1 protein-coding gene is annotated in these 434 nt (G+C 47.0%); it reads left to right on the forward strand.

Annotated elements, in window-relative coordinates; all coding sequences use genetic code 11:
• Positions 1-273: transposase (locus tag AAA942_RS20230; protein WP_338222126.1), on the forward strand; the 273-nt coding region annotated here is incomplete at its 5' end.
• Positions 274-434: the final 161 nt, after the last annotated feature.

A 434-nucleotide genomic window follows, 5' to 3' on the forward strand; every position in this document is an offset into this window, starting at 1 on the left:
TTTATCCGGCGATTCTCCATGCATATTCTGCCCAAAGGACTGGTTCGGATCCGACACTTTGGAATATTGGGAAGTTCGGCCAAGCAGCTCACCATTCCGCTAATCCATCGGGAACTTGGAATTTCGATTCCGGAACCCGAACCCAGAATTCTGGAAAGCTTCAACCCGCGATATTGTCCTTGCTGTCAGAAGGAAAGCATGGTGAGCATCCAGCGCCTGCCCAAGCGTGGCCCGCCAAAGGCAGACTTTTCTTCTGTACCTACCCAATTTTAATGACTGATTTTTGTCGGGCTGGGAAAGCTATGCCCACGCCATAAAAAAGCCCTTCCAAAACGGGTTTGGAAGGGCTGAAAACTCTATAATTAGATAGCTTTTTGAGTGTGATCAACAATTCTGAGGAGACTTTTTCAGCTATCAGGACTTACAAATCAAAC

Source organism: Algoriphagus sp. oki45 (assembly GCF_036245605.1).
GTDB lineage: Bacteria > Bacteroidota > Bacteroidia > Cytophagales > Cyclobacteriaceae > Algoriphagus.